We start from the raw sequence: 26,066 nt of genomic DNA, 5'->3' as shown, positions 1-26,066 counted from the left end.
GGTTATTCCATAAAAAAAAGGCTCTAAAAGAGCCCATTCTTAAAAGGAAAATTGAGTATCACGGAGCGGCCAGTAACGTAAAGAAACTTTGCCGACTACCTGATCGATATTTATAAAACCAAAATGTCTGCTGTCCCAGCTGCCCAGCCGATTATCACCGAGCACAAACAGCTTTCCTTTCGGCACTGCTTGTTCTCCAGTAATTTCCTCAAGGGTAAAATCCCCTGTCAGCTTTCCAGCACTTACTTGACTACGGTAAGCATCCAAAAAATTCTCTTCATATTTTTTTCCGTTAATATACAGGTGATCATCCTTATACTCAATCTTATCCCCTGGAACACCTATCACCCTTTTTACATAGTCTTCTTTATCATTCGCGTGGAAAACAATCACATCAAAATGATGAAAATCACTGACTTTATAGCCAATCTTATTAACGACTAATTTATCTCCATCCTGCAATGTAGGCATCATCGATTCGCCCTCAACCACATAATTGGAGAAAAAGAATGCGCGAATGATAACAAAGATGATGATTCCGATAGCAAATGCTTTAATCCATTCTATGCTTTCTCTTTTTATTGCTTCTTTCAAATGCTATCTCCTCCATGCATTGTTTGGAACATTAATTTCCATGTTCTCTTTCTCTTTCTTTTTCTGCCGTAACATTCATTCTTGCCTCGACTCTTTTTCCTACATACCATAGGATAAAAATCGCGATTGCAACTGGAATTGTCCGTATCGGATGTGTAATCATCGACTTCAAGTCATAACCAATAAAGCTTATGGTGCTGATCATGACTAGCTTGCCTGCCACAACAGCAAGAAAATATTGTTTTACACGGATACGGGAGAGACCTGCCACAATATTTACTAAAGCCGACGGGGTGAAAGGAAAACACAGCAAGATAAACAGCGGTCCAAACCCATGTCTCTCTATCCAAACCATGAGCTTTTGCACTTTTTTATGGTTACGAATAAAGCGCAAAAGCCTCTTTTGTCCATATTTTCTAACAAGCAAAAATACGAGCAGCGCCCCTCCGCAAGTTCCTATCCATGAAAACAGGAAGCCGAGCCAAAACCCAAAGGCATTCACATTTGCCAAAATGAACAAAAATAGCGGCAGAAAAGGGACAAACGATTCTAGTAAAGGCAGCAAAATGCCTGGCAACGGACCGAACGCCCGGTAGCTCTCTATTAATTGCATGATATTATCTAGTGTAAACCATTCTTTTATTGTAGCTATATCCATAAACGAAAACTCCTTGGCATATCATTTCAAGCAGGTTTATGTTTCTCAGCAGACCAATACGAAACGCTAGTTAGCGCTAAGGTTACTTAACAAAAATCCGCTTATCGTCCCTAAATACAGTATATTTGCTTTAGTCTCCCTTTATTTAGATAAAAACTCATGTATTTCTTCTTTATTTGTGTCTATATCTACATCAAGCACAGCAGAACCATTGACTCGAAGATCTTGATAAGTCCCATCAACAGGAACTCTCAATGTCTCTACTTCTTGGTCTTTATTGCGAATTAAATCAGACCCAATATACAAGATGTCTTTTGTACTCATGCTCGTATTAATATACGGCATCATAACACCAGCCAATTTAGGGAGTTTAGCAACTGTCTGCACCCCTGAAATTTGTGAAGCAAGTGCTTCAAGGGTTTTTTGCTGTCTTTCTACCCTACCGAAATCAGAGATAGCATCATGTCTAAAGCGCACATAACCAAGCAGCTGCTTTCCGTTCAGCTTTTGCAGGCCAGGCTCCAATGTTACCCCAATATTCTCTGACATCCTCTTTTCGACGTCTATCTCCACCCCATCTGGGAATGTCTCATCAATAAGCGCCTCAAATCCTTGGAAATTGACAATTGCGTAATATTGAAGGTCTATATCAAAGTTCTCCTTGATTGTTTGCCGCAACAGCTCTGGTCCGCCAATTGTGAAAGCTGTGTTAATTCTGCCCTGACCGTTTCCAGGTATATCAACATACATATCACGCATTAAGGAAATTAGTTTATATGTGCCCTTGTCCGGATGAAACTGGGCTACCATAATCGTGTCTGTGCGGTATTTTGTATCTCCTTCTCTAGCATCACTACCTAATAAAAGGACATTTGTCCCGCCATACTGGTCTTTTTCCCCATTAAATTCATATTCAACCTTTTCTATTGCACCATTTTCCAGTGCCTTTTTTTTCCCGGCATTATATTGAACAAATATGTATACAGCCGCAAATATTATCAACAAAACAAGAAACAAGAAAAAGACTCTGCCTTTTCTCAGCTTTCTTTTTTTCTTTCTGGTTTGTCTATACTCTGATCGCTCCATCCTCCATTGTTTCCTTTCTTAGCTTTTATCTATTCTAACGTTTTATGATAAACATAAGTTTCTTTTCCATTGTTACCCTTAAAAGAATAAAATACTCTTACGTATAAAGGATACGTATTATCTATTATCATATCAGATAAATAGATATGCAAACATTTAATTTCCATATTTTTAATTACATTTAAGGAACTTAAGATGATTTTAATATTAAAAGACTCTTTTCTCATCAAAGCTTATTTCGCATAAAAAAATCGCCTGCCTATTAGGGCAAGCGATTCTTTATATTACAAATAATCAATAAACCAATTATTAATATAATTCAAACGGGAAATGCGCAATGTTGGTTTGCCGCTTCTTGATAATTCATGATTGGATTCTGGGAAGCGGACAAATTTCGTTGTCTTTTTCTGCTTTTTAAGTGCAATAAACAACTGCTCTGCCTGCTCAATTGGACAACGGAAGTCCTTTTCACCGTGCAAAATTAACAGCGGCGTTTCAATATTATTGGCGTATGCTAACGGTGAATGCTTCCATAATGTTTCGATATCATTCAAGTCTGCTTTAATTTGCCAATCAGAGAAATAATAGCCGATATCACTAACACCATAGAAGCTGATCCAGTTGGAAATCGAACGCTGTGTAACTGCAGCCTTAAAGCGATTTGTATGGCCGACAATCCAGTTTGTCATAAATCCGCCATAGCTTCCTCCTGTTACTCCAAGGCGGGTTTCATCTATGAAATCAAAGTTTGCACATGCGTAGTCAACAGCATCCATTACATCCTCATAGTCCTTGCCGCCATAATCGCCTCTAACCGCATCGACAAAATGCTGACCATATCCGTGGCTTCCGCGCGGATTAATGAACAGCACGGCATAACCATTTGCTGCAAGTGTTTGAAACTCATGAAAATAGGAATTAGCATACATTGCGTGCGGACCGCCATGAATTTCAAGAACAAGAGGATATTTTTCTCCTTCCTTATAATCAGCAGGCTTCATCACCCAGCCATGTAATTGCCAGCCGTCTCTTGATGTCAGCTCGATTGGTTCTGCTGGTGCAAAGCTATGTGTTTCTGTAAATTCCTTATTCACATCTGTCAGTTTAACTGTTTCGCCTGTTTCTAAGTTCAGGCTGTATAAATCACCTGGTTCTGTCGGTTTGCTGATTGCAACAATCGCCTGCTTTAAGCTTCCGCCAGTAGACAGCCCGTACACATGCTGATTGTCAATCAGACTTGGATAGATTGCTCCCTCCTCATTGCCAAAATAAACAATAGTATTACCATGGTCTGTCGCAAGAAAAACAAAGCTATTATTATCCTCGCCCCATAGAATTCCTGGTGTAACTGCTCCTTGCTGAAAATCTCCAATCGCAAAATCGCCGACATTCACATCCCAATCTTCTGTTAAGCAGCGGAGCTCTTCCCTGTTCAAATCATAAACCCAGATTTTATACAAGGTAGCATTTTCGTATTCTCTACCGCTGCCAATAATGCCGATTTTTTGGCTGTTAGGCGACCAAGTTACTCTTCCAAATTGGCCATTGCTTTCTGTGATTTTCTTCCATTCTTTCGTTTCTAAGGCGTACAGATATACATCCGATTCGAAACTGAAGTCTTTATCCTCACTTTCATCTGCTGTAATAGCAAGATACTTTCCATCTGGAGACCAGCTTTCTAAGTAATAGTCATTTTCTCCTGAAGTGACTTCCTTCAGTTCTGCTGTTTCTTTATTTACGATTGCGATATGGCTGTAACTGCCATTCCAAAAGCCTGCACTGTCTGATTTATATTTCATCATATCCACTTCTAATGCTTGTGGTTTCTCTTCCGTCTTTTCGGTAATTTCCTTATCCTGAAGGCTTTCCTTTTTACCAATGCTCGTTTGGAACGCAATCTCACTGCCGTCAGCAGACCAAACAGGGTTAGAAGCACCATTGCGCACAAATGTAAGCTGCTTTGCTTCTCCGCCGTTTTTGTTCAGCACGTAAATTTGGTTTTTTCCGCTTCGATTCGAAACAAATGCGATTTCCTCGCCGTTTGGCGACCATCTTGGCGATGTGTTGCGATGCTCTCCAAACGTCCACTGATAGCTTTTGCTGCTGTCCTCTAAGCTCTGATAATAGATATTGGAGTAATAAGCATCCTTGTCTTCCGAAATGCCTGTCACTACATATAGAAATCCCTTCCCATCCGGGCTTGCTTGCGGATCAACAATTGATTTTAATTTGTATAAATCCTCAGACGTTACTTTTCTCGATTCTCCCATGTCACAATTCCTCCCTTTATTAGCTATATCTTATTTCGACATTAGAAATAAATTTCCTTCAGGAGCATTGCATTTAATTTCTTTTTTGAAAGAAAATAAGCGAAGGCCAAAAAAAGAGCTGCAGGATTTTTTATTTTACACAGCTTGAAAGGATCAGGCAAATATTGTACTATCTAAATAGAACATTTGTTCTTATAAAGATTTCAAGGAGAAGATTGACTATGACGCGCATACCGGAGAAGGATAGATATATTATGGAGCAAGCCATTTATCTTCCCATGCTGTTAACCGTTCTAAACCGCGACCTCCTGACAATCAAGCAGAGCAGTTTTAAACTAAAGCAGCCTTATATTGACCTTGTGGAAATTACGATGAAGACAATTCATACAGAACTTCGGGAAACAAAGGAATATATGCAAAAGCATAAGATGAAGGTGGAAGAGGTAAAAAGGGATGAAGCCTTCACGATGTATTTATTCCTATACAATGGTTACGAAGAATATCATAACTATTTCAACCCAAGGCTTCGCAATCGTGTCCAAGAGCTATTGGAATATTATCTGTACAAGCGGCATACCGGATGAGAGCAGTTTAACTTGTCTTATTACAGGGTATACATACTTTACAACGGATTTTCACTGTCTTCCTGATTGTGGCGGATTTTTGTTTGCAGCAAATTTGTTCTTAATATTTGGTTATTGAAGGTATGGAAAGATACATCGATAGACAGTCTTCGGTCATTGCGGAATATAACAGTCGTTTTACCTTCTCCCTCTACTACTCTGTCTGAAATATGATGAAGAAAAAACCACATGCATGCATGGTTTGAAGGAGAATGAGTGGGAAATGCATAAATAGTGCTTTTCGAATCAATGGATATCGGCAATTTATGCTGATAATTCATCAATGCCCTCGTACCCTTTCGTTTCCCCTCATATGTGCATCCGAAATACTCACAGCTTCGCTTAATTATTTTACCTGGCGCTAGTTTGCACATATAAATATTGGCTCCTTCATATATTTTAGAATAAACTTCGCCATTCTTCTGTAATTCAGGCAGGATTGCAAGCGTGTGATAATTCACTTCATACAGGTCGATATTTTTCCGTTTTTCAGCCATTATTGTTTCTCCTTTCTGGTAATTAGAGCACTGCTGTATTAACTTACATCGGTTGCATTATAGCATGTCAATTCCTAGAAATGTAAGCGGTTAGCGAATCGTCTTAAATAGTTCAAAAATCCGCTTTGTTTTCAAAATTTTTAAATTATTTTATTGATATTTTCTTATTTTTGCCATATAATATTAAAAAGGCATCAGGGGTGAGTCCAATGAATGAAAAGTCGTACACAGAGTTAACTAAGTTAAGTGCTATGAATAGACACAAAGCGAAAGAGACTTATGTGAAAGAACTTTACATCGACATGCTTCTTACTGAAATTCAATGGAATTTAGAGAAAGCCAGTTTAATGACTCAAATTGATCACGCCATAGACGAACGAAATGAAGCTGAATTTATTCGGCTGAGCAAACAATATACGGATTTATGTAAGCGCTTCGATAATTAAATTCCGCAGTAGGGCATCTATTTAGGACTTGTTAAGCATTCCTGATAGATGCCTTTTTTTGTGATTTTACTCATATAAAAAAACGCTATCCCTTCATTAGAGATAAGCGTTTTTTTTTTGCCTAGTCAGTATTGTTCTTGATTAAAATACTCTTCTCTTCCAAGGCAGATATTCTTTCAAGCATCGTTGGATGGCTGTAGCGAAATACTTTAACAAGCAATGGCGGATTAACTTCGCTGAGGCCGGTTTTTGCAAGCTTTTGAAAGGTTGTTATTCCTGCTTCAGGATCTTCCGTTAAAGCAACTGCATAATTGTCTGCCCTCTTCTCCTCATATCTCGAAACAACATTAGCAAACGGATTTGCAATAAACAGCAGCATCGAAATAAGCAGTAGGACTAAAGGGAAGGATTGAATATCCTCAACCTTAGAAACTTTTAGAGCAGGACCGCACCTATTAATAATTAGGTTCATCAGCCTGTAAATGAGATAAAGGCCGAAAAATGACAGCACAAGAGACAAACCGATTCCAAAGTAAATATGCTTTTCAACATAATGTGCCATTTCATGGGCCATGACAAACAGAATCTCATTGTCTTTCAGTTCCTGAAGTGTAGTATCCCAAAGTACGATTCTCGAATTACTGCCAATTCCCGTTACATAGGCATTTAAGGCATTGGTTTTGTCTGACATATTCACCTCAAACACATGCTCTGCAGGGATGTTGGACTCTTTAGCCAATGCGAGGATTTTCTCCTCCAGCTTCTCATCACTTAAGGCAGTAAAGTTGTTATACAGCGGGTCAATGATGACTGGCTGGATAAATGTCATAAACAATGTGAATGGGACAGACAGCAGCCACGCATAAAGCCACCAGCGCTTTTTGCTTTTGCTCATCAGCCAATACAGGACGGTAAAAATAACAAAAACAGTTGCATAATTTACCCAAAAATCTATCAGCTCGTCTTTCATCCACGAAGGAAAGCTTTGTGTGGAAATATGATAATCTCGTGAAAGCTTATAGCCCAAATAGCTTAAAGGAAAGGAAACTGCATAAGCCATTAAATGGAGCCAAAACAAATAAATCGCTTTTTGGATGATTTTATATTTTCCTGACACCTCTCCCCATTTGCGGAAGGCTTTTGAGAAGCCAAACAGCAGAATAAACAGATAGATCAGCCATTCAAAGGGAGTGGAAATAAAGAATAAAAAATTCTTTAGTTTAGAATATTCCTCACTTAATCCCAGCTCTCTGCTATTCAGAAAGGTGGATGGATCTGCGGCGGATCCTTGGTATTCAAAAGGGAGCTTTGAATCTGCGAAATAAAACAAATACCAATAAAAAAATAAGCCGTACATGATGAATAATAATACTGAGTAAAAACCTATTTTTCTTGCCATTATTCCCCTCCTTGCCTTGTACAACCCTTGTTACTATTAATAAGACTAAAAGACGACATTTAGAACAAGAAGTTTTAAATGGACTAAATAACACCGCTAAACAAAAAAAGCACTGGGCTAATAAACCCAGTACAGCGGATTAATATATTAAATGAAGGAAGTCTTCCTTCGTGATATTGCCGAAATAATGCTTGATTGATGTTTCCTCAAGAGCCTTTTCTAGTTCACTGCGGTCATAGCGCAAACCAATCAGCTTGTTCTCAATGTCAGAAACATCGCCGACTCCAAAGAAATCACCATATATTTTACAGTTTTTAATGATTCCTTTTGCGACATCAAAGCGGACATCAACTTGTCCAACAGGGAAACGATGGGAATGCTGCAAATTGAACTTTGGTGATTTTCCATAATTCCAATCCCAGTTTTGGTAACGTTCCTTTGAAAGAGCATGGATGTTTTCCCAATCTTTTTCTGTTAGAACGTATTCCTGGATATTTTCTTCCCCTTCAAACAGGTAAGCCAAGATAAGGCGTTTAAATTCTTCAATTTCCATTTTCTCTCTCAGGAATTCTGTAATATTAGCAACACGGCTTCTGACAGATTTAATCCCTTTTGATTCGATTTTATCTTTTCTAACTTTTAATGCAGAAACAATATGATCCATTTCTGAATCGAACAACAGGGTGCCATGACTGAACATTCTCCCTTTTGTGGAGAATTGGGCATTCCCAGAAATCTTTCTGCCTTCTGCCAGCAAATCATTGCGGCCGCTTAACTCAGCATCAACACCCATGCTTTGCAGTGCCTTGACAACAGGCTCTGTAAATTTGCGGAAATTATGAAAACTGTCACCGTCATCCTTTGTGATAAAGCTGAAGTTCAAATTACCTTTATCATGGTAAACAGCCCCGCCGCCAGAAAGCCTTCTGACTACGTGAATTCCGTTTGACTCGACATATTCTGTGTTAATTTCTTCAATTGTGTTCTGGTTTTTGCCGATGATGATAGATGGTTCATTTATATAAAATAATAGGTATGTTTCATTAATATCGAGATTTTTCAGCGCATATTCTTCAATCGCCAAGTTAATGCGCGGATCTGTAATGCCCTTATTATCAATAAACAGCATATGTACACCCTCTTTTCCGTTATTCTGATTAAATATAGCATATCTTCTATTAAAAGAATAAACTAGCCCCTTTATACTATAACTAAAATTCGTCGAATTAGCACTTTATTTGTATCCTTTTTTCTTGTGGTAAAGTCAGGAATCTAAAACCTACTATCTAACTCAAAGAAAAGGCCGGGCTCCCTTGCCCGGCCTTAACTCACAGGTTTATTCTGCTGCAGTCTCTGCAAACTGGCGTTTATGAGCAACTATGAAGTATAGAAGCGTACCAGCAATAAAGAAGATTGGGTACATTGCCAAAATCCTCGCATTATGCCACATAAAGTCGAAGTCTCCTGTCGAAATGACCGCCCTTAAGCCAGATACTGAATAAGACATTGGCAGCAATGCATGGATATGCTGCATAAAATCAGGTATAAGCTCTAACGGGAATGTTCCGCCGCTTGTTGTCAATTGGAAAATCAAGAGAAGGACAACGATGAAACGTCCTGGATTCCCCAAAATTGTCACAAAGAACTGAATGATAGAAAAGAATACGAGACTCGCAATAACCGTAAACAGAATAAATAATGGGATGCTCTGCACTTCCATTCCAAGCACCTTAAGCAGCACAAATGAAGCTACAAGTGCCTGCAGAATTCCCACCCCAGCAAGAATGACCGCTTTACTTAAGAACCAGCGCAGTCCGTTTTTAGGAACTCCTTCCGGCTCATTGAATGAGAACACGATAGAAAGCATTAATGCACCAACAAATAATCCTAATGAGATGAAATAAGGAGCCAATCCTGTTCCGTAGTTAGGAACATCTGAAACTTTTTCATCTGACACAGTAACTGGTTCTGCCATCATATCATACGTCTTATCATCAGAGTGGATAGAGCTTGCATCATCAGCACCATCTGCCAGCTTATCTGACAGCTCCTTGCTGCCTGTTGATAAGGAAGCAGTTCCATCTGCAAGATCCTTCGATCCGGATTCTAGCTTACTAGTCCCTTCAGATAAAGCACTAGAACCTGAAGACAATTGATTCATACCTGTCAGCAATGAATTAACTCCTGTCACAAGTTCATTAGAACCACTTGCAGCTTTAGAAAACTCTGTAGAGTATTGGTTCATGCCTGCAATAAACTGCTCCTGGCCTGCAACCTGCTGTTTAGAGCCATCCTCCAGCTGTGCAGTTCCATCTGCAAGCTGCTGAGCTCCAGCTTGAAGCTGCTGTTCTCCGTCACTTAACTGATTCAAGCCGGCAGATAAGCTTTGTCCTCCTTGAGCCAATTTATCTGCTCCTTGCTGAAGAGCTTGCGTGTTTGTCGCAATTTGGCCACTGCCGTCTACAAGACTTTGAAGTGCTGCCTGAACTTCTTGCTTCTTATCCTCAGGCAACCCGTCAAGCATTGGCAGGATGGAATTTACTGTTTCCTGCACTTGTTTTGCTCCTTCATTTACTTGCAAGGCTCCGTCAGCTAACTTTTCAGAGCTGCTGCTCCACTCCTGCAGTCCTGAAGTAAGAGAGTTTGCGCCTGTTTTCAACTCATCTGTTCCTGCTATTAACGAAGGGATGCTGCTTTGTAGCTTTTCCGCTCCTTCTTTTGTTGAAGTGATACCATTTAAAATCGATTGGTCTCCGCCTTGCAGCTTAGCTGCTGCATCAGCGAGCTCTTTATGGCCGTCTTGCAGCTGACCTAATCCATCTGAAAGGCTTTCTGCTCCAGTCAGAAGCTCCTTTGCTCCAGAATTGGCTGTATTGATTCCATCTGTAAATTCAACCGATTTCTCGGCAAGTGTTTGCAAATTCTTATAAACTTCCTGTGTACCTTTATTGACCTTATCTGTTCCGTCACTAAGGTCCTTTGCTCCAGTGCTCGCATCTTCAAGCCCTGATGCCATTTTGCTTATATTTTCAAAAACAGATTCAGCATATGTCTCTGTTACTTCCTTGCCGACACCCTCCTTTATCTTTTCAACAGCTGAATTGCCGATTTGGGAGGAGATAAAATTAAAACCTGGATTAGAGACATATTTTAAATCCAATTTTTTCGGATTATCATCAAGCAATGTCGTTGCATTTTCAGAGAAATCCTTTGGTATTTCAATCAGCATATAATATTTCTGATTTTCTAACCCTTTGTAACCTTCCTCTTTATCTACAAACTGAAAGTCGAAATCCTTGCTGTCCTTCAGGTTGTCGACTAAATCTTTGCCGACCTCCAGTTTTTCATCATTCATTTCTGCACCGCTGTCCTCATTAACGACAGCAACTGGGAGCTTCTCTAAATGTCCATATGGATCCCAAAACGCCCATAGATAAATTCCTGCATATAATATCGGAATAAATATAATGGCCAAGATGGAAATAAGCTTCATCCGATTTTTGAATATTGAGGTCAGCTCTGCTTTTAATAAATTTTGTTTCATGAAAACCACTCCATTTTACTGACCGTTTTGTTCATTTGGTCATTTTTATTTCTAAAAAAAGAGGACTATCTAGTAGACAATCCCTTTAATAAGGACCTTTCAACAGTTAAGGCGATCTCCTCTGACTGAAGGGGGGGATGGTTCTTTTCCCAATCAAAAATTAAGGAGATATACATTTTAAAGATAATAAATGAAGTCAGCTCAGGGTCACAAGGCTGTATTTCTCCTTTGCTGATAGCTTCTTGTACATGTCCCTTCATATAGCTAAGAATAGCGTTTTCCAGGCGGTTAAGTACTTCCTTCACTTCTAATGTTCCCATTTCCTTTTGCTCTTCAAACAACTTTATCGTAAGCTGATGCTCTTTTCTGTATTCAAGCATCCGAATTAGTGTCCGATGAACATTGTCCATAAAGCTAGAACCTGGATCAAAGGAGGCGTCTGCCTCTGCCTTCATTTCCAAAATAAGCCCTGTGATAATCTCATCAAAAAGCTGTTCCTTATTTTTGAAAAACGTATAAATAGTTCCTTTGCCGACATTTGCTATTTTCGCCACTTGGTCCATCGTTGTTGCTTTATAGCCAAACATAGAAAAGGACTTCGCAGCAGCTTCCAGTATCATCTTCTTCCGATCCATAGCCAAAATGCTTCACCTCAAGTCATGAAAAATAAGTCTGTATTTCTATTAAAAACTAAAAATGACCAAATGAGAAATTTGGTCATTTAGTACAGTTATGAATATAACATATCAAAAAAACTAGTGCAACAAGAGCGGCTGAATTTTTCTAAGAAAAATATCAGCCGCTAAAAAAATTACTTATTTAGAGTGAACAGACAAGCTGTTTAAAACAACCGTTGCCAGCGCATCAATAAATTCAGGCTGTGCATTCGGCATTTCTGGTCTGTAGTAAGACGCACCGATATCTTTAGTAACAACAAGGCACTCATAGTCATTATCATATAGCACTTCAAGGTGGTCTGCCACAAAACCGACTGGCGTATAAACAAATGCTTTATATCCATGTTTTTCATAAAGATCTCTTGTTAAATCTTGAACATCTGGGCCAAGCCAAGGATCTGGTGTGTTACCAGCACTTTGCCAGCCGATATAATAATTAGAAACACCAGCAGATTTTGCAATCAAATCAGCTGTTTCTTTCAATTGATCTGGATAAGGATCACCGTATTGAAGAATCTTTTCAGGCAAGCTGTGCGCTGAAACAATTAAAGCAGCATTGCTTCTTTCTTCTTCTGACATTTTGCTGAAAGTCTCCTGAACCTTTTTAGACCAATACTCGATGAACTTCGGCTCATCATACCAGCTTTCAACACTGTGAATAGTTAACCCGCCAAGCTCTTCGGCTGCTTGTTTCGCTCTGCCGTTATATGACTTAATGCTGAATGTGGAGAAATGTGGTGCTAATACAATACTTACCGCTTCTGTGATTCCGTCAGCATGCATGCTTTTAACAGCATCTTCGACAAATGGTTCAATATGCTTCAAACCGATGTACATCTTAAATTCAATATCTTCTTGAATGGAATTAAGATGGGCTTCGAGTCGTTCAGCCTGCTCCTGCGTAATTTTTGCCAGCGGAGAAATTCCACCTATTGCTTCATAGCGGCTTCTCAAGTCTTCCAACATCTCATCAGTTGGTCTTCTGCCATGTCTAATATGTGTATAGTATCTTTCGATATCTTCTTCTTTATATGGAGTTCCGTAGGCCATTACTAACAGCCCCATTTTTTTTCTGCTCATTTATTATCACTCATTTCTATAGTTTGATTGTCTATTAGGCTTTTTTTGCAGCTGAATACTCATGCACAAAGCTTGTCAGTTTTTTCAAGACAGCCGGGTCTACTTCCGGGAATACACCATGACCGAGATTAAAGATAAATCCGTCCTGCTGCATGCCTTGATCCAGTATTTCCTTCACTCTCTCTTCAATGACATTCCAAGGTGCCAGTAGTACCGCTGGGTCAAGATTGCCTTGAACTGCTTTCGTCACTCCTAAGTCCCGCGCTTCTTTAATAGGCAGTCGCCAATCAAGCCCTACAACATCTAACGGGAGGCTGTTCCATTCAAGGGCAAGATGGCTAGCACCAACACCGTGCATAATAAGCGGTGTGTTTTCGCTTCTTAAATCAGTAAATATCTTTTCCATGACTGGCTTAATGAAAGTACGGTAATCCGCTACATTCAGTGCACCTACCCATGAATCAAAAATTTGAATAGCACTTGCTCCTGCATTTATCTGGGATTTTGCATATGTAACGACCATGCTTCCCAGCTTTTCCATCAATAAAGCCCAAGCCTCTGGCTGTGAGTACATAAAAGCTTTTGTTTTATGATAGTTTTTTGAAGGTCCGCCTTCAATCATATAGCTGGCAAGTGTAAATGGCGCTCCTGAAAAGCCGATTAACGGTACATCCAGCTGCTCTTCTGTCAATAATTTAATTGTGTCCAGCACATATTTAATATCTTGCTCAGGGTTTAACACACCGAGCTTTGCTACGTCTTCCATTGATATAATAGGATTATCAATAACAGGGCCAATACCTGATTTAATCTCCACATCAACGCCGATTGCAGGAAGAGGTGTCATAATATCCTTGTATAGTACCGCCGCATCGACATTGTACTGATCGACAGGCAGCTTTGTAACATATGCACAAAGTTCTGGCTGATGGGTTATTTCAAAAAGAGAATACTTTTCTTTAATCGCTCTGTATTCTGGTTGGGAACGCCCAGCTTGACGCATATACCAGACAGGTACGAAGTCCGTTTTTTCTCCTTTTGCCGCCTTAATGAATGTATCTTTCAATTCCTTGCTCATTCTTAATATGTCCACCTTTCCATTGCTTATGTTTTCCATTGTAATATATAAATCATAAATTCAAAAATAATTTAACTGTAATCATTATTAGATTATAATATTTATAAATAAAAAAGCAATAAAAAAGAATGTCTTTTTACAGACACTCACTATTTCCTTTTAATCTACAGTACTTTTGGATGTATAAATTAAATATATAACTTTTTCACTATCGTTGTATACAAAACTTGATAAATTGTCACAAAATAGACTAATTTACATCTTCTATCTTATTCCCATTTCGCTTTTAACCCAAACGCCACCAAGTAAATTTTGCGTATATTTCTTTTTTAGTCAGCCATTATAAAAAAGTATTACACCAATACAATTAAATTCCAAGGGAGCTTACAAATGAGAATAGCCGCACATGAAGCAAATGCATTGAATGAATTAACATTGAGCTGTGTCAACAGCATTACAAATATGGGATATATGCTGCAGCATGTCAAAGATCCAGAGTTTAAATCCATCCTGCAAAGGCATTTCCCGCTTCATATTCGCGATTATAATATGAAGGTTGAATTCCTCAATAAAAGAGAAGGTGCAACGAAGGAGCTTCCTTTATTAAAGGAAGAAGCGAAGATGAATCAATTTACAGAAATGATTGCCCCGCAAGCTCCTCCTGTTCAGCCGAGAACGCTTGTAGAGAATATGAATGACAGAGAAATGGCCACTGCCTACCTGCTTACTTTAAAGCGTGCCGGCAGAGAATATGCTTGGAATGCAATGGAAATGGCAAATCCAGAAATACGCTCTTTTTGCCAGACAGCTTTCATGATGAGCTGCTCCCATGCCTATGACATGTGGCAGTATATGGTTAAAAAGGGCTATTATGTATTAGAACCAGCAGATGAAATGGCTGTTCAAAAAATGGGATCAATGTACTTGCTTGTCCCAGAAACAGACCAGCAAATGAACGGGTATATGATGAACCAAAATCCAACTGCAGGCCAAAGCAACCAACTGTACCAATAATACGAAGACAAGGCTGTTTGCAACTACAAGCAAACAGCCCTTGCTTTTTTGTTTCTTTAACATGCGAAGTATAGTATCCTTGAAGCATGAAAACGCACTTTTCAAAAGGAAACTCACGAAGGAGGCTGCTATGAATATTTATTTAGCAAGCGGGACGTATGATTTTTTAGTAAAGAAATACGCTGCCAAAATTGATCAGCAATCTCTGATTGCGATGCAGGTACTAGGCAGTGACAGCGCTTTATTAGTGCATGAAACTTTGTCATCGTCTATCTTTGCTGCCCCGAGAAAATATGAGACAGCAGGAAGCAACGGAGATTTTTCCGGGAAAAGATTTGCCGTTATGAATCATATTCCTGTCACAGATGAGCATAAGCCATTATTTGAGCAGAATATGAAGCGGTCATTAGAACAAATGGGACAGCAAATAAGTGCATACCGGTTGCTGCGCCCTGTAAAAGGAGATACCTATATCATCCTGTCACTTTGGGCAGAAAGACGTGACTTTATCGTCTGGAAGCAGAAACACCAGAATCCTGATTCACCTATCACAGGCGATCCGACAAACGGCGGAATCCTCCAGCATACTATGTTCAACGGCAAGGCCTATTTGCTCGAGCTTACGATTGCCGAAAAAGGAGCAGTTTAGCTCCTTTTTTTGATAACTCCATTCCTGTTAGCATAAACAGCTGCCTGTGTTCTGTCGGATACATTTAGTTTTGCAAGAATATTGCTTACATGTGTTTTCACGGTTTTAACCCCAATGTAAAGCTCCTCACTGATTTCTTGGTTTGTCATTCCTTCTCCAAGACACATCAGCACCTCAAGCTCCCGCTCTGTTAAATCATCATGCTGTTTCTTTTCACTCGGCCGCAGCTTTTTCAGCATAACACTTGCTACTTTCGGTTCAATAACTGTTTCTCCGGCAACTGCTTTACGAATTGCCTGGACAATCTCATGAGCACTTGCTGTTTTTAAAAGATAACTGAACGCCCCTGCTTCAATGGCTGGAATAACTTGTGCCTCATCATAATAGCTTGTAATAATGATTATTTTGCAGCCAGGATATTCCTTCAGTATCCCTTTTGTCGCTTCAATTCCATTTCCTTTTTCCATTAATAAATCCATCAAAACGACATCCGGCTTTTTCATCACTGCAAGCTTGACTGCTTCCTGTCCGCCAGTCGCTTCAAAGACAAGCTCTATATCCTTTTCTGTCTGCAAATACGAAATCAAACCTTTTCTTACCATATCATGATCATCTACTACAGCTACCTTAATCATGCTTTCCCCCCTTTTAAAGGAACACGAATGTCAATATATGTCCCGCTCCCAACTTTAGATCGTATTTCCATGACACCGCCGATTTCTTCACATCTTTCACGCATAGTTTTCAAACCATAGGAAGTAATTTTTTCTACAGAAAGATCAAATCCATGTCCATTATCACTAATATGTAAGTAAGCGTAGTTGCTTTTGTCTTCCAAGATAATTTGCACCTTGCTTGCATGGGAATGGCGCAGCACATTTGACAGCGCCTCCTGCACTATGCGAAAGAGATGCTCCTGCCCAGCAGTCGACAAATCATCTATTTCATCAATGCTTGCTGCAAACTGTAAGCTCGTTTTTCCCTTCAGCTCTTGTATCAGCTTTATAATACCGTCACATAAGCTGTCATTGCTAAGTTCAATCGGCCGTAAGTGCAGCAATAATGCCCGCATCTCCCCTTGTGCCTTGCCCGCAATTCCGATGATTTCCTCCAGCTGTTTCTTAGCAAGCGCCGGATTAGAATCAAAAACTTTGAAGGCAGCTGATGACATCATGTTTAGTGCAAACAACTGCTGGCTGACTACATCATGAAGATCCCTTGCTAACCGCTGTCTTTCCTCCATGACGGCAGCGTTATGAGCAGTCTGTGCCAAGTTTATTTTTTCATCAGCAAGGCGTTGCAGAGAATTTGCTTGTTCACTCATATGAACTGCCAATCGGTTAAGTTCACCCCTTATATCTTCTGGCATACCGTTTTCTTCAGCCGCTATCCTTTCCGTATACTTTCCTCTGCTTAATGCTGACACAAACAGTAGGATATTTGCACACTCTTTATTAATGATGCTGTTTGCTTTAATAGAGAAATAAATGCCGACTGCAGTAGTAAAGGTGAAACTGCACGCGAATATAAGCAGTATAACGGTCGTAGAAAACGGAGCTTGCGGGTTTAAAAATAAATAGAGCTGCATACCAATAAACAGCAGCAAAGAACTAATAACACTAGTCATAAAATAGCTGTAAAACTGCCCGTACAGAAAACCTTTTCTTTCTCTCCACATCAGATTAGCACCTCTACACTTTCTTTACTGTTACATCGCCGATATTTAAATAAATATGCAAGCTGAGTTTTCTAACAGCCTCATCATAATCAGGAGACTTGTAGACTAGTTTATTTCCTAAGCCATCCTTGCTTTGCTCAAAGATTTGTAAGTCACCGATTTTCACTTCCCCTTCAATCCGCACTGGCAGATTATCAGGAATAATAATCTTAACATCGCCTATCCATCCGCTGATTTCTATATGTGTTTCTTTATCTGGTATATATGCCTTGCTGAAATCAATAAAGTAATTACCGATTGTATTATGCATTGTCATCGGCTCAGCAGGCCAATTTTCTGTATTGATTTTGACGTCTCCTACTAGAGAAAAAGCTCTTTTTTTCTTTCCTTCCGGCTTTTGCTTGATATGGATTGATGGTTTTCCGAAAACCTTATCCTCTTTCGCCCAATTTACATTAGTGACAACAAGAAATTTTGACTTCTTAAACATCATACTTAAAGCAGCAATGATCATTATAAGCGGCCACAGCTTCCAAAAGTCCATAAAAGCAAATGTAAATAAGTGCAGCCGGTCAAGGCATAATAACCCGGCAAAAACAAGGATGAAAATGGCCAGAAAAGTATTAGTCGCTCTTTTTCTTATACCGCTGATTAACAATACAACTCCGTAAACAAGCAGCAGAAATGGGTATAATACGACAAAAAGCTGTTTTATTTCCAAGGAAATGACACCAAGGTTAACAAGAAGAAGGACTATGCCGACAACAAGCAAGCAGAATGAAAACATGATTTGTGCTAAAGATTTCCCCATATGTACCCTACCTTCTATATTGAAACTAGCAAATGACTGCTAGTTTTTAAGAAATTTTTCCAGTCAATAGCATTATTGTACTACTAATCTCTCTTTAATTGTTCAATCCTGCGGCGTTTTTTTCTCCAACTAGAGAAGGAGATTTTAGAGATACCATTTCCTTCCTATAAAAGAAAATGATTCTCTAATCACCCAATCCTATCCTCCTTCATAATCTGTAATTAAATCCGGTCTTAGTCATTTGCCTAAGCTTCATGTCGGATTAGAAGGGAGTCTTCGTCAATGGGTATAGAATTAACAGCACTTCATTGGATTTACGTTTTATTTATTCTATTCATTATAGGCTTCATGATAATGAGAAGAGACACTACAATCGTGTGCATTGTCGGAATTTTTTTATTGGCACTTACTGCTACAGGTTCTTTAAGCGGCTCTATCAGCACGATATTTAATAGTTTCATTTATGCCATAACAGAATTGCTACCAACCATAGCCGTCATCTCCATCATTGTCGCTATGAGTAAAATCCTCACCAAAACCGGAATAAATGATGTAATGATTTCACCGTTTGCAAAATGGATACGAACCCCCAGTTTAGCCTACTGGGTCATCGGCTTACTTATGATGATTATTTCCTTTTTCTTCTGGCCGTCACCTGCAGTCGCACTGATTGGGGCTGTTCTTCTTCCTGTTGCTGTCAGAGTAGGTCTTCCTGCGATTGCAGTTGCAATGGCCAACAAAAGGGGCTTAAAGCAGCGGATTTTATATAAAAAAACACCCCTAAATCATTAGATTTGACGTCTAACAACTTAAAGGCTGTCTAGTGTTTAATTTTATATATAGCTAACCTTCCATTTTTTTTAATGTGAAGCCTATTTTCTTTAATGCTCGCTCAAGATTAGCTTCAATCGGTATATTTTGGAAGTTGATATTTGTTTTCGTTGCTTTTAAAGCTATATCAGGACTCAAACCAGTTAGTATTGGGTTGACACCAATCAGCCCTAAAAGATCCACAATTTTTAGTAAATAGCTGCTTTCCAAATTATTAATTTGACTAATACCTGATAAATCTATTATTAAATATTCCAACGAAAGCTGCTGACTTTTCGTTAAAGCTAACAAAATGATATTTTCTGCTGTTTCTTCCCGTATTAAGCCAATAATCGGCAGTATGGCTACACCTTTCGTTAAAGGGACAAATGGTGCAGATAATTGTTGTATTTGCTTGTTTGCATTATCCAAATCAAGTACATAGGATAACAACGATGCCATTGTCTCAAACAGCTCGATATGTTCATTTTCAAATTTAAAGTTTTTAGTATCTAACCCACATATTGTTCCGTAATTTTCTCCATCTCCTGTATAAATTGGAATACCAATAAAACAGCCGCTTCCTAATTTTTTTGTAACCGCTAATGATTTAGTTACATCACTTTTCGTAATATCTCTAATCACAAGAATTTTACGACCATAATCTACACTTAACTTGCAAAAAGTTTCATTAAAAGGGGTGGTTTCCCCTTCTTCCAATAAAATATTATCTTTGTTTAAAACTTTCACAATTTCGTTTGATTGATTATCATTTTTTGCGATAAATAGTGTATTAATATCTATAAATTTACTCATCATTTTAAGAATAGTAGAAGCTGCCTCATCAAAATTCTTAAAAATTTTCAAATCATTATTATATTCAAAAATATCCATTTACTGCTCCCTAATATTTAGTATATTTTTATTAGTTATTTAATTACCACGGGATTTATATTAAATCATTTATTATAACTCACGGCTAGTACATCATCCTTTCATGATGAGTAAAGTTTTTTTTCTCACATATAATTGCAGATTTTCTTTAGATAGACTTATTAACTCGTTATTTCCTATTGCTCCATTACAAACTAATAATTCACATACCCTTCTAAAGACCTAATAATCCATCAAACATTAAAATTCACACCAAAAAGCACCCTTAAAAGGATGCCTAACCGTTTATATTTATGTTTGCTTACAATTAATATATCTTAGCACTGTAAAAAAGAGGTTATGTAACCTCTTTTTTTGGCGGCTCTTCACTATTTCGTTTATTGAGCTGGTCTGTATACTCTATTTCACACTCGATGCTGCAAAAGTATCCATAAAGGTCAGGTTTCTTTTTACATCCTTCGTTTAAACATAATCTATCTTTACTCATGCATGTGCCTCCATTTTACGAACCTTTTTGGCCATCATCCTTCTTCATACTTTGTTTTTTCGAAAGACTTCGAATGACGCCTGGCAGCAGATGTTTATTTACTGCGGCTGCTAATTTTTCTGCCGGAACTTTTATCATAAGATCGCCTCCGCTTACATTTTATGAGCAACAGGCTGTCTATTATGTTAGGAAGCAATCTTAGTAATAAAGTTCGTATTATTGGACAAAATAATAGAGCTTTAATAATTATCGACTTTTCTCATTTCGCGAACTTTACCACTGAAATACTCAGGGACAATACAAATTATTATAGAATTTTCGTTCCCTTTTCCATAATGGTAAATTTCATTGGGTTCTTCCATTCAAAACTTCTCTGCTTTCATAACTTATATATTGTTCATTCTTACTATTCTAGCTCTTTTGTGATAGTCTTCCATACCTCCTCTTCGCGTTATGCAAACTTAATACACCCTATATTTTTCTCACTTTGCGAATATAAATATTATATTTCTCTTTTTGTGAATTTTCACTACGTTTTTAAAAAATTAGTCTAATATTGATACTAAAGGAGGGTTGGCCATGGGTGAGATAATGGGAAAAAGATTGCGTTTGCTAAGAGAAAAGAGTGGTTTATCACAAAAGTTTGTTGCTGAAAAAATTGGCGTGAAAAATAATACTCTGTCCGGATATGAATCAGGTAATCGGGAACCTGACTCCGAAACACTAACTAAATTAGCTGACTTTTACGAAGTATCTACCGATTATCTTCATGGCAGATCCGATAATACAAAAAGTTTTACAGCTGAAAATAATTATTCTATAAATGAAATAAACAAATTAATAAAACAATATGGCTTTGAGCAAATGAGACTTTTTGACATAGAACAATGGAAAATTCTATCTCCGCAAGATGTAAAAATAGTGGAAGAACACTTTAAAATGATTGTAAAACTTGCGAAAGAGCGTAAAGCAGAAAGTAATAACGCACCTGGGACGATTTAGCTTCCAGGTGCTATTTTTATTTTACGGTGATATTCCCTAAACCATTTACAGCACCAGCCATACTAAATAAGCTGCCATCATATATTAAATTAATGATAAGCATGTTTTTTATCTTTTCAAGTGAAAAAAAACGCTGAAAAGAAGGAGGAAATCACCAATGAAAGCAGCATTGTACACTCGAGTATCCAAAGACGAGCAATTTCGAGACGGCTACAGTATTGCATCACAGAAGGATCATGGTATTAACTTTATCAAGTCACAAAGATGGGAATTATACGATATTTTTGTAGAAGAAGGTGTTAGTGCAAAGAACTTAAACCGCCCGGAAATTCAGCGATTAATTTCAGATGCAAAGGAGCATAAATTTAATGTGGTCGTCTTTTACAAGCTTGACCGTCTTGTCCGATCTGTTAGAGATTTAGATGATCTTCTTCAACTTTTTGATGAGAATAATATTGCGATTAGGTCGGTAACAGAACCGTTCGACACAACCACAGCAATTGGCCGCTTCTTAATAACATTAGTGGCTGCCATCGCACAGTGGGAACGTGAAACAATATCAGAACGTGTAGTTGTTAATATGACCAAAAAAGCTTTATTAGGCGAACGTAATGGCGGGAAAGCCCCTTTTGGATATAGATATCAAAATGGAGAGCTTGTTATTAACGAGGAAGAAGCTTGCTTCGTAAAGGATATTTTCAGACTTTATAATAGTGGTAATGGCATGCGTAACATCTCCTTATATCTCCAGCACTTAGGGATTAAAAAGGACATACGAACAATAGGAAAAATGATAGATAACCCTGTGTACATGGGTAAGCTTAGATGGGGAAATAATTCCGATTTAGATGTGATTATTTCTGATGATGTTAAGCATCCAGCCATTATTGATGAGACTACATTCAATCTTGCTCAACGGTACAGGCAGCAAAGAGCAAAAGAAGGAAAAAAAGCTACTTCTCCCTTTCATTTCTCTGGAGTGTTACGATGTGCAAGATGTGGCAGTTCCTTATCTGGATACACAAAAAAATCCCGTGGTAGCAAGCATTATATATGTATTACTAAAAAGAACGGCGGCAATTGCAATCTCCCAATGATTACAGAAAAAGTACTAACAACTGAGTTATTCCACAACCTGTCAGCAGATGATTCAGAACGTTATCTACAATTTTCACAAGAAGATTTAAAAAATTACCCTATTGAACAACCACACGACCAATCACAAATGATAGATACATTAAAAAAAGACCTGGCTGCCATAAGGACTCGCAAAAAAAACTGGTTGATGGCATTAGGCAATAACGTTATTTCGCAAGAAGAGTATCTAGAAATGACTCAAGAGGATACGAAGAAAGAAGCATTACTTTCTGAAGAACTTAACAGCATGGTGGAGGAATATGCTCCATTAGATTATCACTCTGTTCTATCTCTATTTAGTAACCTCCCTCAAATGTGGGTGACAGCGAGTGATTTTGAAAAGAAAAGCTTTATAAATGACCTGTTCCAAACGATAACAATAGATGTGCCTGCCAACTACCGCAGAGCTCCCGGCAAAACTCCCTCTATCATTATTAAACACTTCAAGCTTAACTAAAAGGACTCTTTGATGGCTATACCAGTTGCAATGGCAATGAACCTGTTCGGTCATGGCATTGCCTTATCCGGTGACTATGTCATTCAAGCAGCACCAAAGCTGACAGCAGACGCAGCAGGCATTTCTGTCGAATCTGTCATGCAAGCAAGCATTCCCCTTGTCATAGTCATGGGGCTTGTGACAACACTCACTGCATTTTTCTTAATAAAAAGAGATATAAAAAGCGGCAAGCTTACACATAAAACAGGCGTTACCAGCTCTGAGACAACAATCCTTCCAAAAAAAGAGAGCTATTTACTGTCCAAGACACAAAAACGTTTTTTCTCCATTCTAATCCCCATTCTCTTTGTGCTTGATGTTGTTGCAATGTATATACTCAATCTCCAAGGCGGTGATGCTACAGCCTTGGTAGGTGGAACGTCTATTTTTATCCTTGTTCTTATTACCCTTGTCAGCTATAAAAACAAAGGACTTGAAAAAACAACAAGCTACTTAATTGAAGGGTTCCAGTTTGGCTTTAAAGTGTTTGGTCCTGTTATTCCAATCGCCGCATTTTTCTATCTCGGCGACTCTGGGTTCACTTCAATCGTCGGCGACCATCTTCCCGATTCCTCACTAGGACTCGTCAATGACCTTGGTGTCGCATTAGCCTCAACCGTTCCACTTACAAAAGAAATAGGCGCCATTACTTTAACAGCAGTAGGTGTCATCACAGGTCTGGACGGCTCCGGCTTCTCAGGCATTTCCCTTGCAGGTTCCATTGCCGGCTTATTTGCTCACGCGATTGGCACTGGTATTAGCACTTTGACAGCGCTTGGGCAGATTGCAGCGATTTGGGTTGGCGGAGGTACACCTTCACCTACAAAAGACAATCAATTTCCTTAACTATTATAAAACAAAAATAAATACTCAAAATACAATTAGGTATTTATTCCCACATCTAAATATAGTATTATTTAACCATACGTTTTCTAGTACTTAAAACACTTCAAAGGAGAAGATTACGATTAAACGATATTTATTTTTAGGTATAATGATATTTATTATTGTGAGAATGTGGAACTTTGTAACTGATGGTTCATCAGTAGCTACAGTAGCTACTAACTCCCCAAAAACAAGTAAAGGACTTCTAGTCCTTGAGGATACAAAGTGTAATAGTGATGGAGAATATACTTATATGACAGGCTTTATTAAAAATATTGATGATTATAGCCATTCATTTATTGAGGTAAAAGGCGTGCTAAAAGATTCTCAAGGTAACGTATTAAATACAGAAACAATTTATGCAGTGGGGAATGAGCAGCTTCAGCCTAACGAAAGAAAAGATTATGAAATAATGCTGCAGACTGTAGAAGGCTCTTCAAATTGCAGTTATTCAATTAGTGATTTTGAATAGGAAATATAAACTTAAAAGACAGTTCCTTAAGGTTGGGGTACATACAGTTACTACAATACAATTCGACAAGGATGATTCTGAATATGGAAAGATCATTAATTACACAGAAGCACAATACGAAGTAAAAAAGAACAAAAATAAAGCCCTACACATACGTGTTGGGCTCTTTTATTAACTAATTACACTCAATATCATTAGCCTTTGTTCTTCTTAGTAACTTCTTTTTAAATGTATCTTAAATTATAGAACTACTCTTGTATCTATAAAAGACATATAAATTAATAAGATTCTAAAATAGAACTTATAACATAATTCCCAAATTGTTTCTTTAATAAGAACATTTTAATTGTATTTTGTTCTCTTTAAATGTATATTCCCGAGGAAATTTAACATTTTTTCCGAAAAAATGTTATTTTCAGACAAATTTCTACAATTTTTTCATAATTAACATGATATATGTATTTTGTAACAAAAAATACAAAAATTAGGGGTGTTTACAAATTATGAAAAAGATAAGTTTAATCGCCACTTCGCTTTTATTAGGTACTTCAGTTTTAATATCTCCAATTACTCTAGCATATGCAGAGGGATCAGACGTAGTAGTGGAATCTGAGGAAACATTAACAACTCCAATTGAAAAGGATTTTAAAAGCTATTCCACTAGTACTCCTGGTTCTGCTTCAGCTCTTGCAGTAGATTACTCAGGTACTTATTACCAAATGTCAGAAAAAAAGACATATAATAAAGTAGAATGGTCAGGTTCTTACACTAACGGAGGGAAAAAAGACGATAGTGTAAGTAGAAAGGTAACCAGAACAAAATTTGCAAATGGAAAAGCAGGTATTACTGCGGAATCTAAGGTTAACTATAAACTGATTCAAGGAAAAGTAGCTATCAATGGGGAAGGTTCATGGGGAAAATCCACGTCAGTTGAAACAAATAACACATGGACACTTGAAGGTAAATCAACAACTACAATTGAATATGGTTCTAAAGCTGTACATACAAAAGGAAGTATTGTTAAATATAATCGAGGTAAGTTAGTTAGAAAAGACCCTGTTGATGTAAAATATAGTTATCAAGAGTACTCTGTAAAAAAAGTTAAATCACTCTGAAATGAGGAATAATTAATGCTAAAAAGGATTTTATCGATAAGTTTTATATTAATTGTCCTAAGTGTAACTTTATTAGGATGCGATAAAACTACATCAAAAAGTACTGAAAACAACCAAAAGGAAGACCCATCCTCTGAAACAACAAATAGTATATCTGCAGATGATCTTACTGGAGAAAATATTGCATGGGAACCTTTAAATATAGAAAGAACAACTAAAGGGTTAACTTTTAATATTAATGTAGGTATTCGGGACAGTTATATTGAGAAATTGTCAAAGATGAATAGTAATTGGTATGTAACCATCTCTGATAAATCTTCTACACTGACAGATATACTGGACCCTAAAAGTCCGCCTATCCCAGTTAAAATTAATCTTGATTCACCTTTAAAAAAGGATACAAATAAAAATATTTACTCCGTTAGTTTAAATGGTGGATTAATAGAAAACTTATCGGAAAATCAGCTTAAATTAGCATTAGATCCTGCAAATTATAAATTAGATATACTTAATGAAAAGCAAGAAGTTGTTGGTATATTTTATGATATAAATAAACCATGGTCTTTTTAAAAGTTATTATTCTAATCATTATCACCAAGGTAAAAGCCCACTCAAATCGAGTCGGGCTCCTTTTTTAACTAAGACTTTAAAGTACTAATAACCT

26 protein-coding genes and 2 pseudogenes are annotated in these 26,066 nt (G+C 37.9%); 11 read left to right on the top strand and 17 right to left on the bottom strand.

Features of this window, described 5'->3' with window-relative positions; translation table 11 throughout:
• Window positions 1-39: 39 nt before the first annotated feature.
• The 4 genes from lepB to MKX82_RS04270 form a co-directional block, all read right to left on the bottom strand.
• Window positions 40-594 (bottom strand): signal peptidase I, encoded by a 555-nt coding sequence (gene lepB, locus MKX82_RS04285; RefSeq protein WP_233316653.1) that lies wholly within the window; start codon window positions 592-594, stop codon window positions 40-42.
• Between the two features lie 31 nt (window positions 595-625).
• A complete protein-coding gene (locus MKX82_RS04280) occupies window positions 626-1,252 on the bottom strand; it encodes a TVP38/TMEM64 family protein (RefSeq protein ID WP_233316652.1) in 627 nt (208 codons plus the stop codon).
• 141 nt (window positions 1,253-1,393) lie between these two features.
• On the bottom strand, window positions 1,394-2,257 hold the full coding sequence (locus MKX82_RS04275) for an LCP family protein (RefSeq protein WP_341075229.1): 864 nt from the start codon (window positions 2,255-2,257) through the stop codon (window positions 1,394-1,396).
• Window positions 2,258-2,622: 365 nt separating this feature from the next.
• A complete protein-coding gene (locus MKX82_RS04270; RefSeq protein ID WP_251645265.1) occupies window positions 2,623-4,608 on the bottom strand; it encodes an alpha/beta hydrolase family protein in 1,986 nt (661 codons plus the stop codon).
• 221 nt (window positions 4,609-4,829) lie between these two features.
• Here MKX82_RS04270 and MKX82_RS04265 point away from each other — a divergent pair, with 221 nt between their 5' ends.
• Window positions 4,830-5,192 carry a hypothetical protein gene (locus tag MKX82_RS04265; RefSeq protein ID WP_233316649.1) on the top strand — a complete coding sequence of 121 codons (363 nt, stop codon included), beginning with the start codon at window positions 4,830-4,832 and terminating at the stop codon, window positions 5,190-5,192.
• A 38-nt stretch (window positions 5,193-5,230) separates the two neighbouring features.
• Here MKX82_RS04265 and MKX82_RS04260 read toward each other — a convergent pair whose 3' ends face one another.
• On the bottom strand, window positions 5,231-5,728 hold the full coding sequence (locus MKX82_RS04260; RefSeq protein WP_233316648.1) for a competence protein ComK: 498 nt from the start codon (window positions 5,726-5,728) through the stop codon (window positions 5,231-5,233).
• Window positions 5,729-5,937: 209 nt separating this feature from the next.
• On the opposite strand from MKX82_RS04260, the gene MKX82_RS04255 reads away from it, so the two are divergent.
• Complete coding sequence (locus tag MKX82_RS04255; RefSeq protein WP_233316647.1) at window positions 5,938-6,174, top strand: IDEAL domain-containing protein; 237 nt, start codon at window positions 5,938-5,940, stop codon at window positions 6,172-6,174.
• Window positions 6,175-6,295: 121 nt separating this feature from the next.
• Here the strand turns inward: MKX82_RS04255 and MKX82_RS04250 are convergent, their stop codons facing one another.
• The 6 genes from MKX82_RS04250 to hemE all read right to left on the bottom strand — a co-directional run bounded on the left by MKX82_RS04250 (window position 6,296) and on the right by hemE (window position 13,952).
• Window positions 6,296-7,573, bottom strand: coding sequence for a M48 family metallopeptidase (locus tag MKX82_RS04250; RefSeq protein ID WP_341075224.1), 1,278 nt, complete (start codon window positions 7,571-7,573; stop codon window positions 6,296-6,298).
• A 139-nt stretch (window positions 7,574-7,712) separates the two neighbouring features.
• Window positions 7,713-8,702, bottom strand: coding sequence for a lipoate--protein ligase (locus MKX82_RS04245; RefSeq protein WP_233316645.1), 990 nt, complete (start codon window positions 8,700-8,702; stop codon window positions 7,713-7,715).
• Between the two features lie 207 nt (window positions 8,703-8,909).
• On the bottom strand, window positions 8,910-11,117 hold the full coding sequence (locus tag MKX82_RS04240) for a YhgE/Pip domain-containing protein (RefSeq protein ID WP_341075221.1): 2,208 nt from the start codon (window positions 11,115-11,117) through the stop codon (window positions 8,910-8,912).
• A 65-nt stretch (window positions 11,118-11,182) separates the two neighbouring features.
• Window positions 11,183-11,758, bottom strand: coding sequence for a TetR/AcrR family transcriptional regulator (locus MKX82_RS04235; protein ID WP_233316643.1), 576 nt, complete (start codon window positions 11,756-11,758; stop codon window positions 11,183-11,185).
• Between the two features lie 174 nt (window positions 11,759-11,932).
• Window positions 11,933-12,874, bottom strand: a complete 942-nt coding sequence (gene hemH / locus MKX82_RS04230; protein WP_233316642.1) for a ferrochelatase — start codon at window positions 12,872-12,874, stop codon at window positions 11,933-11,935.
• 34 nt (window positions 12,875-12,908) lie between these two features.
• The gene (gene hemE / locus MKX82_RS04225; RefSeq protein WP_233316641.1) at window positions 12,909-13,952 is read right to left on the bottom strand and encodes a uroporphyrinogen decarboxylase; all 1,044 of its coding nucleotides are present in this window, start codon (window positions 13,950-13,952) and stop codon (window positions 12,909-12,911) included.
• Window positions 13,953-14,342: 390 nt separating this feature from the next.
• Between hemE and MKX82_RS04220 the strand changes: the two genes are divergently transcribed.
• Both MKX82_RS04220 and MKX82_RS04215 read left to right on the top strand, forming a co-directional pair.
• Entirely contained in the window at window positions 14,343-14,966 is a 624-nt protein-coding gene (locus tag MKX82_RS04220) for a spore coat protein (RefSeq protein WP_341075216.1), read from the top strand.
• Window positions 14,967-15,096: 130 nt separating this feature from the next.
• A complete protein-coding gene (locus tag MKX82_RS04215; protein WP_233316639.1) occupies window positions 15,097-15,615 on the top strand; it encodes an antibiotic biosynthesis monooxygenase family protein in 519 nt (172 codons plus the stop codon).
• Here the strand turns inward: MKX82_RS04215 and MKX82_RS04210 are convergent.
• From MKX82_RS04210 to liaF, 3 genes are read right to left on the bottom strand one after another with little or no spacing between them, the layout of a single operon-like run.
• Window positions 15,612-16,250, bottom strand: coding sequence for a response regulator transcription factor (locus MKX82_RS04210; protein WP_341075212.1), 639 nt, complete (start codon window positions 16,248-16,250; stop codon window positions 15,612-15,614). The two genes, MKX82_RS04215 and MKX82_RS04210, sit on opposite strands and share 4 nt — an antisense overlap.
• Complete coding sequence (locus tag MKX82_RS04205) at window positions 16,247-17,293, bottom strand: sensor histidine kinase (RefSeq protein WP_341075209.1); 1,047 nt, start codon at window positions 17,291-17,293, stop codon at window positions 16,247-16,249. Before MKX82_RS04205 ends, MKX82_RS04210 begins: the two co-directional genes overlap by 4 nt.
• 13 nt (window positions 17,294-17,306) lie before the next feature.
• Window positions 17,307-18,104: a cell wall-active antibiotics response protein LiaF gene (gene liaF, locus MKX82_RS04200; protein WP_341075207.1), complete on the bottom strand. Its 798-nt coding sequence runs from the start codon at window positions 18,102-18,104 to the stop codon at window positions 17,307-17,309.
• Between the two features lie 282 nt (window positions 18,105-18,386).
• On the opposite strand from liaF, the pseudogene MKX82_RS04195 reads away from it, so the two are divergent.
• Window positions 18,387-18,839 (top strand): annotated as a pseudogene (locus MKX82_RS04195) (hypothetical protein); the annotation flags it as partial.
• Between the two features lie 108 nt (window positions 18,840-18,947).
• Here MKX82_RS04195 and MKX82_RS04190 read toward each other — a convergent pair.
• From MKX82_RS04190 to MKX82_RS04180, 3 genes are all read right to left on the bottom strand, one after another.
• Window positions 18,948-19,808 carry an STAS domain-containing protein gene (locus MKX82_RS04190; protein ID WP_233316635.1) on the bottom strand — a complete coding sequence of 287 codons (861 nt, stop codon included), beginning with the start codon at window positions 19,806-19,808 and terminating at the stop codon, window positions 18,948-18,950.
• A gap of 337 nt (window positions 19,809-20,145) precedes the next feature.
• Entirely contained in the window at window positions 20,146-20,295 is a 150-nt protein-coding gene (locus MKX82_RS04185; protein ID WP_233316634.1) for a hypothetical protein, read from the bottom strand.
• Between the two features lie 15 nt (window positions 20,296-20,310).
• Window positions 20,311-20,433, bottom strand: a complete 123-nt coding sequence (locus MKX82_RS04180) for a hypothetical protein (RefSeq protein ID WP_267913438.1) — start codon at window positions 20,431-20,433, stop codon at window positions 20,311-20,313.
• A gap of 441 nt (window positions 20,434-20,874) precedes the next feature.
• Here MKX82_RS04180 and MKX82_RS04175 point away from each other — a divergent pair, with 441 nt between their 5' ends.
• The 6 genes and pseudogenes from MKX82_RS04175 to MKX82_RS04150 all read left to right on the top strand — a co-directional run bounded on the left by MKX82_RS04175 (window position 20,875) and on the right by MKX82_RS04150 (window position 25,972).
• Window positions 20,875-21,297 carry a helix-turn-helix domain-containing protein gene (locus tag MKX82_RS04175; RefSeq protein ID WP_233316633.1) on the top strand — a complete coding sequence of 141 codons (423 nt, stop codon included), beginning with the start codon at window positions 20,875-20,877 and terminating at the stop codon, window positions 21,295-21,297.
• Window positions 21,298-21,454: 157 nt separating this feature from the next.
• The gene (locus MKX82_RS04170) at window positions 21,455-22,891 is read left to right on the top strand and encodes a recombinase family protein (protein ID WP_341075195.1); all 1,437 of its coding nucleotides are present in this window, start codon (window positions 21,455-21,457) and stop codon (window positions 22,889-22,891) included.
• A gap of 9 nt (window positions 22,892-22,900) precedes the next feature.
• Window positions 22,901-23,776 (top strand): annotated as a pseudogene (locus MKX82_RS04165) (hypothetical protein); the annotation flags it as partial.
• A 148-nt stretch (window positions 23,777-23,924) separates the two neighbouring features.
• A complete protein-coding gene (locus tag MKX82_RS04160) occupies window positions 23,925-24,287 on the top strand; it encodes an FxLYD domain-containing protein (protein WP_341075193.1) in 363 nt (120 codons plus the stop codon).
• A 503-nt stretch (window positions 24,288-24,790) separates the two neighbouring features.
• On the top strand, window positions 24,791-25,402 hold the full coding sequence (locus MKX82_RS04155) for a hypothetical protein (protein WP_341075191.1): 612 nt from the start codon (window positions 24,791-24,793) through the stop codon (window positions 25,400-25,402).
• A gap of 15 nt (window positions 25,403-25,417) precedes the next feature.
• Window positions 25,418-25,972, top strand: a complete 555-nt coding sequence (locus MKX82_RS04150; protein ID WP_233319233.1) for a hypothetical protein — start codon at window positions 25,418-25,420, stop codon at window positions 25,970-25,972.
• Window positions 25,973-26,066 lie beyond the last annotated feature (94 nt).

The organism is Niallia sp. FSL R7-0271 (assembly GCF_038005785.1).
Lineage (GTDB): Bacteria > Bacillota > Bacilli > Bacillales > Cytobacillaceae > Niallia.
Note: the sequence above shows the minus strand (reverse complement) of the source record. Positions and strands in the feature narration are given on the sequence as shown.